Source organism: Streptomyces sp. NPDC001292, assembly GCF_042896465.1.
Taxonomy (GTDB): Bacteria; Actinomycetota; Actinomycetes; order Streptomycetales; family Streptomycetaceae; genus Streptomyces.
The window spans coordinates 74,311-80,473 of record NZ_JBIAXG010000038.1 but is presented as its reverse complement, the minus strand read 5'-3'; the positions used below and the strand labels follow the sequence as shown (position 1 = coordinate 80,473).

At 70.9% G+C, this 6,163-nt stretch carries 6 protein-coding genes and 1 pseudogene; 3 read left to right on the top strand and 4 right to left on the bottom strand.

The genetic code is table 11. From position 1 onward, the window contains the following. A pseudogene (locus ACFY4A_RS31785) lies at window positions 1–102 on the top strand (ATP-binding protein); the annotation flags it as partial. Between the two features lie 146 nt (window positions 103–248). Here the strand turns inward: ACFY4A_RS31785 and ACFY4A_RS31780 are convergent. The 3 genes from ACFY4A_RS31780 to ACFY4A_RS31770 all read right to left on the bottom strand — a co-directional run bounded on the left by ACFY4A_RS31780 (window position 249) and on the right by ACFY4A_RS31770 (window position 2,887). Further along, window positions 249–446 (bottom strand): acyl-CoA carboxylase subunit epsilon, encoded by a 198-nt coding sequence (locus ACFY4A_RS31780; RefSeq protein WP_390832776.1) that lies wholly within the window; start codon window positions 444–446, stop codon window positions 249–251. 57 nt (window positions 447–503) lie between these two features. After that, window positions 504–2,087, bottom strand: a complete 1,584-nt coding sequence (locus ACFY4A_RS31775; protein ID WP_390832775.1) for an acyl-CoA carboxylase subunit beta — start codon at window positions 2,085–2,087, stop codon at window positions 504–506. 275 nt (window positions 2,088–2,362) lie between these two features. Then, window positions 2,363–2,887, bottom strand: coding sequence for a hypothetical protein (locus ACFY4A_RS31770; protein ID WP_390832774.1), 525 nt, complete (start codon window positions 2,885–2,887; stop codon window positions 2,363–2,365). A 258-nt stretch (window positions 2,888–3,145) separates the two neighbouring features. On the opposite strand from ACFY4A_RS31770, the gene ACFY4A_RS31765 reads away from it, so the two are divergent. Further along, window positions 3,146–3,754, top strand: a complete 609-nt coding sequence (locus ACFY4A_RS31765; RefSeq protein ID WP_390832773.1) for a YceI family protein — start codon at window positions 3,146–3,148, stop codon at window positions 3,752–3,754. Between the two features lie 7 nt (window positions 3,755–3,761). Here ACFY4A_RS31765 and ACFY4A_RS31760 read toward each other — a convergent pair whose 3' ends face one another. Beyond that, window positions 3,762–5,255 (bottom strand): hypothetical protein, encoded by a 1,494-nt coding sequence (locus tag ACFY4A_RS31760; protein ID WP_390832772.1) that lies wholly within the window; start codon window positions 5,253–5,255, stop codon window positions 3,762–3,764. A 302-nt stretch (window positions 5,256–5,557) separates the two neighbouring features. Here ACFY4A_RS31760 and ACFY4A_RS31755 point away from each other — a divergent pair, with 302 nt between their 5' ends. Next, entirely contained in the window at window positions 5,558–6,163 is a 606-nt protein-coding gene (locus ACFY4A_RS31755) for a GPP34 family phosphoprotein (protein WP_390832771.1), read from the top strand.

Below are 6,163 nucleotides of genomic sequence, written 5' to 3'. Positions count from 1 at the left end.
CCCGACGCACCCATCATCACCACCGACGCCCGGCACCGCGCCGACGCCAAGTCCACCCTCATCACCCTGGTGGAACACGCCCTCATGGCCCGGCTCCGCTAGCACTCAGGACGAACGAGCAGGCGGCCCTCCCGCAAGGGAAGGGCCGCCTGCTTTTTCCCCGGCGGGTGCGAGCACAACGGAAGAGGGCCCCTCTGCTTGGAGGGGCCCTCTTCCGTCATGGGCGACCGGCTTGACCGGCGGCCGGCCTAGCCGTGCCAGCTGTGCGGGGCGCGGAAGCCGCTCTCGCGCTCCAGCCGACGCCAGCCGGCCTTGGCACGGCCGCGGTGGGCCGGGGTCGTGTCGGCGGGGCGGGCCGCGGCGCGGGCCAGGAGGACGGCCGTGATGGCGGCCACCTCCTCGGGCTCGGCGTGGCCCTTCTCGACGCGGATGTCTACGTTGTCCATGAGTGTCAGTCTCCGTGGCTGAGGGGCCCGCGGGATGTCCGCGGTGCGTCCGCTGGATTACTGCGGGGGGTTGCCGTGCTTGCGGGAGGGCAGGTCGGCGTGCTTCGAGTGCAGCATCGCCAGGGACTTCACCAGGACCTCGCGGGTCTCCGCCGGGTCGATGACGTCGTCGACCAGGCCGCGCTCGGCCGCGTAGTAGGGGTGCATCAGCTCGGCCTTGTACTCCTTGACCATCTTCTGCCGCATGGCGTCGGGGTCCTCGGCCCCGGCGATCTGGCGGCGGAAGATGACGTTGGCCGCGCCCTCGGCGCCCATCACGGCGATCTCGTTCGTCGGCCAGGCGTAGGTGAGGTCGGCCCCGATGGACTGGCTGTCCATGACGATGTAAGCACCTCCGTACGCCTTGCGCAGGATCAGCGAGATCCTCGGCACGGTGGCGTTGCAGTAGGCGTAGAGCAGCTTGGCGCCGTGCCGGATGATTCCACCGTGCTCCTGGTCGACGCCGGGCAGGAAGCCGGGTACGTCCAGAAGAGTGACGATCGGGATGTTGAAGGCGTCGCACATCTGCACGAAGCGGGCGGCCTTCTCGCTGGCCTCGATGTCCAGGACACCCGCCAGCACCTGGGGTTGGTTGGCGATGATGCCGACGGCCTGGCCGTCCAGACGGGCCAGCGCGCAGATGATGTTCCGCGCCCAGCGCTCGTGGACCTCCAGGTACTCACCGTCGTCGACGATCTCCTCGATGACCTTGGCCATGTCGTAGGGCCGGTTGCCGTCGGCCGGGACCAGGTCGAGCAGGACGTCGGAGCGGCGGTCGACCGGGTCGGCCGACTCCACTCGCGGCGGGTTCTCCCGGTTATTCTGCGGGAGCAGGGACAGGAGGTAGCGCACCTCGGCGATGCACGTCTCCTCGTCGTCGTAGGCGAAGTGACACACACCGGAGGTCTCGGCGTGCACGTCCGCGCCGCCCAGGCCGTTCTGGGTGATCTCCTCGCCGGTGACCGCCTTGACCACGTCCGGGCCGGTGATGAACATCTGCGAGGTCTCACGGACCATGAACACGAAGTCCGTGAGCGCGGGGCTGTAGGCGGCGCCGCCGGCGCACGGGCCGAGCATCACGCTGATCTGCGGGATGACCCCGGAGGCCTTGGTGTTGCGCTGGAAGATGCCGCCGTAGCCGGCCAGGGCGGAGACGCCCTCCTGGATCCGGGCGCCGGCACCGTCGTTGAGGGAGACCAGCGGGGCACCGGCCGCGATGGCCATGTCCATGATTTTGTGGATCTTCGTGGCGTGGGCCTCGCCCAGCGCGCCGCCGAAGATGCGGAAGTCGTGGGCGTAGACGAAGACCGTACGGCCCTCCACAGTGCCCCAGCCGGTGATCACACCGTCGGTGTACGGCTTCTTGGCCTCGAGACCGAACCCGCTCGCCCGGTGCCGGCGCAGCTGCTCGACCTCCTGGAAGGAGCCCGGGTCCAGGAGCAGTTCGATCCGCTCCCGCGCGGTCAGCTTGCCCTTGGCGTGCTGTGCCGCGGTCGCCTTCTCGCTGGGGCCCGCCACCGCCTGCGCACGGATGCCGTGCAGTTCGGCGACCCGCCCGCGCGCGTCCGTCGGCTCACCCGTCGTCTCTTCCAAAACGGTCATGTAGCGACCTTACGAAGGGGACCGAGGAAAGCGGGCCGTTGACTCCGTACAGTCTCCGGCCCGTTTTCCTGGTGCCACTGAACAGAACCATGGCGGCTTGCAGCCCTTCCAACTGCTCAGAGGGCTTCCGCATTGTGGAGATGTCACAAATTGGGGGCACGGGAGCCTGCTCGCATTCGGAGACGGCACATGCCCTCGCTGGAGTGACGCGCAGACCCGGACGGCGGCGGGCTCGCACAGAGCGTAGCCGCCGTCCGGGGTGTGACGACGGCGGGTCAGCAGCCGCCGCAGTTGTAGTACAGGACGTCCCAGTGGTTGCCCTCGTCGGCGTAGATGTTGCCGGATCCCGACTTCCACTGCGGGGCGCCGTCGCCGCGCAGGCCGATGTAGCTGAAGTAGGTCTTGATGTAGTTGGTCACGCAGGTGTACTTGCTGTAGTCGAGCTTGTAGCCGTTCCAGTGGGAGTAGGTACCGGAGGCGTGACCGACCTCCGTGCCGCCGGTGATGTTGAGGGCGCAGCCGCTGGCCTTCTTGAGGGTCTGGGCCCCTTTCGCGGTGTCCAGGTTGAGCTGCTCGAAGGACGTGCAGGTCGAGTTGTACCGGTCGGAGCAGTTGCCGGAGGAGGACCAGGTGATGCCCACGTCGCGGAACATCTGGGTCGCGGTGGCGTGGCTGATCTTGGTGGCGGCGGAGGCCTCGGTGGCGGTGCCGATGACCGCGACGCCGGGGGCGACGACGAGGGCGAGGGCGGTGACCGCCGCGCGGGCCTTGGTGAGCTTGCTGACCTTCGTGGTCTTCATGGGGGAACCTTCCTGCTGTCGGCCGTGCTCATGTGGGGCGGCTGTGCAGGTGGTGCAGGGAGATAGTGCCCGAGGTCTACGCGCGTCCGCCAGAGGGCGTGAGCGATTACCGTGCGCGACCCGGCAAACACGTGCCGGATGATGTTGAAAATCGAACGGAATAGGTCTAAGGTCGTACTCGTTCACTTCGTTGAAAGTTCAACTTACTCGGCGCCCTGTCTCCGCGCCGAGCGACCCACCGTCCTCAAGGAGCACCTCATGGGCATCTTCGGCCGCAAGAACGACACCGTCGACACCACCGCCGCCCCCGCCGCCGTGAACCCGGACCTGGCCGCGCTCACCGGCGACTACACGATCGACCCGGCCCACTCCACGCTCGGCTTCGTCGCGCGGCACGCCATGGTCACGAACGTCAAGGGCAAGTTCAACGACTTCACCGGCATCCTGCACCTGGACGGCACCGACCCCGCCGCTTCCACCGCGTCCATCGACGTCAAGATGGACAGCATCGACACGGGTTCCGCGGACCGCGACGGCCACCTGAAGAGCGCGGACTTCTTCAGGACCGAGGAGTTCCCGCAGATGACCTTCCGCTCCACCAAGGCGGAGGCCCTGGGCGGCGACGACTACCGCATCACCGGCGACCTGACCATCCTCGGCGTCACCAAGCCTCTCACCATCGACCTGGAGTTCAACGGCGCCGCGAAGGACCCGTTCGGCAACGAGCGCGTCGGCTTCGAGGGCAAGGCCGAGATCCTGCGCTCGGAGTGGGGCCTGACCTGGAACGCGGCCCTGGAGACCGGTGGCGTCCTGGTGTCCGACAAGATCAAGCTGAACTTCGACATCTCGGCCGTCAAGAACGCCTGAGCCGGGCTCAGAACCCGCCCCCGAAGTCGCCGCCTCCCCCACCGAAGTCGCCTTCCCCGCCGTCGCCGAAGCCGCCGCTGAAGTCACCCGGGTCGAAGTCCGCACCGGACAGGTCGCCGCCCTGGTAGCCGCCGTACGCGCCGAAGTCGCCGTAGCCGGTTCCGTAGTCGGCCGCGTACGACGGGGTGGCCATCATGCTGCCGAGCAGCGTGCCGACCAGGAGTCCGGGCAGGAGGCCGCCGCCGAAGTAGCCGCCCGCCCAGGGACCGTACGCGGGGCCGGCGTCCCAGTAGGGGCGGCGGCCCCCCTCGGTGTCGACCTCGCGGACGTGCGGGTCGCGGCCGTCGGCCAGGCGGGCCTGGTCGGCGGCGCACACCGGGACCTGACGGGGTGACCCGCCCGAGGGCGTCCAGGTGGCGTCGGTGACCGAGGGACCGTGGCGCGGGTCGAAGAAGCAGGGCGGCCTGCGCTCGGGCAGCGGGCGGCCCTCGCGGCGCGCGGCGAGCTGGACGAGCGAGAACCGCCCGTCCTCCAGGGCCTGGGTCACCGCCCGCACGTCCTGCGGCCTGCGGGCGTCGGCCATGTACTGCTTGGCCTGCTCGTAGGCGTCCAGCGCGCGCTCGTAGTCCGCGCGCATGGCGTCGTCCGCGCCGGCCTCCGCCGGATGGAAGTCGAGGCGGTCCAGCTCCTCGCCGAAGGCGGTGATGTCCTCGTCGACGACGACCCGCAGCTTCTCCAGCGCGGCCCGCTGCTCGGCCTCCCGGCGGCTCCTGCCGCGCCGGACGAGGGCGTACGCGCCCACACCGCCCGCCACCAGAACCGCGCCAGCGGTGATCAGCGCCGTGTTGGAGACCGTGCCGCCATGCCCGGTGTCGCCCCAGGTGGAGGGCGCCGAGCCGCCCATGTTGGCCAGGGCCCGGTCGGTGAAGTCGGTGAGCTGGGTCCTGGCGTTCTCGCCCTGGACGCTGGTGACGAGATTGCGCACGGCGGTGCGCGACAGCACCGAGGAGTCGGCGCGGGCGTCGAACCGGTCGCCGAGGCGGACGGCGTAGGCGCCGGTGATGCCGGTGGCCGTGCGCAGCTCGGCGAACAGGTTCTGCGTCGGGTAGTTCGCCGGCAGGACGGCGATGAACAGGGGCTTTCCTGCGTCCTTGATCCGCCGGGTGAGCGCGGCGGCGTCGGCGGGCGACAGTTGGGCGGACGCGGCCGGGTCGACGTAGACCGGGCTCTTGCGGAGCGCTTGGGCGATCGTGGAGACACTGGTGGCCGCCGCGGCCCGCGGCACGCCGCCCGGCGCCGTCACCCGGAGGACGCGGTCCGGCAGGACGTTCACGGCCGGTGCGGCTGCGGACCGGGTGACTCCGGCCGTCGTCGTCCCGGCGCCCGTCGGCCCGACCGCCGCGACGGAGGGCGGCACCGCGACCACCACGGCGGCCGCGACGGCGGGCGCGAGGGTGAGCAGCGGGCGGAGAAAGGCTCGGGCCGGGGCGACGACCTTCATGCTTCGAAGCTACCCGAAGCCGGACGAAACCGGTCGTTCGAAGGTGGCTGTGCACGGAGTGGGGGCGTCCCGCGCGCCCGCGCGGCACGCCCCAGCGTCGACGTGACCGACAACTCCTCGGCCAGCGGGGCTCGCGCGCAGATCTGGTCGTGCACCGGCGCGGCGAACCAGAAGTGGCCGGTTGCAGTAACGCCGCCCCGCCGGCCGGACACCGGTCGCGGAGCCGGGTCGGCGGCTGCCCGCGGACGTATCGTCGGGGTGTCCCCGTGCCCGACATGACCACCCCGACCAGGAGCGCCGGCATGACCACACCTCGGGACCTGTTGATCGTCAGCATGGACGTGCCGTCCGAGCGCCCCGTCGAGCAGGGCGACCTGTCGCTCGCGCTGGCGGGCGCCGAACTGGCCGACCTTCTCGCCGCCGGGGCCGCCGGCCTGGACGGCGACCGCATCGTGCCGCTCCCCCGACGGGACACCGGGAACCGCCTCCTGGACCGGGCGGCGGCGTCGCTGAAGGAGCGGCCGCCGTACGAGTCCGTCGAGGACTGGCTGTGGCGCCGCGGCGAGGGCCTGGCCGTGGCCTACATCGACGCCCTGGACGCGGAGGGGCAGCTCACCGGGCGGCGGCACCGCTGGATGCCCGTGCGCGGCGACCGTAAGGCGCCCGCCGACACACCGGCGCGGCGCGAGGCTGTCGAGCGCTGGGCCTCCCGCGATCCCGTCATCGCCGGGCTCGCGGCCGCCGTGGGCATCGAGGCCGAGCCGGGCGCCCCGCTCACCGCCCCGGACGACGACGCCCTGGTCACCGTGCTGGCCACCGTCAACGACGCGGTGACGGAGCTGGAGGCCGTCCGGCAGCGGCGGCGCATCGAGAACGCGGCCTTCGACAACATCTGGCGCGCTCCCTGA

Excerpts from the sequence above, each read along its gene's own strand:
- ACFY4A_RS31770 (WP_390832774.1), bottom strand. The coding sequence starts at position 2,887 with ATGAAGACCACGAAGGTCAGCAAGCTCACCAAGGCCCGCGCGGCGGTC.
- ACFY4A_RS31760 (WP_390832772.1), bottom strand. The coding sequence starts at position 5,255 with ATGAAGGTCGTCGCCCCGGCCCGAGCCTTTCTCCGCCCGCTGCTCACC.
- ACFY4A_RS31755 (WP_390832771.1), top strand. The coding sequence starts at position 5,558 with ATGACCACACCTCGGGACCTGTTGATCGTCAGCATGGACGTGCCGTCC.
- ACFY4A_RS31780 (WP_390832776.1), bottom strand. The coding sequence starts at position 446 with ATGGACAACGTAGACATCCGCGTCGAGAAGGGCCACGCCGAGCCCGAG.
- ACFY4A_RS31775 (WP_390832775.1), bottom strand. The coding sequence starts at position 2,087 with ATGACCGTTTTGGAAGAGACGACGGGTGAGCCGACGGACGCGCGCGGG.
- ACFY4A_RS31765 (WP_390832773.1), top strand. The coding sequence starts at position 3,146 with ATGGGCATCTTCGGCCGCAAGAACGACACCGTCGACACCACCGCCGCC.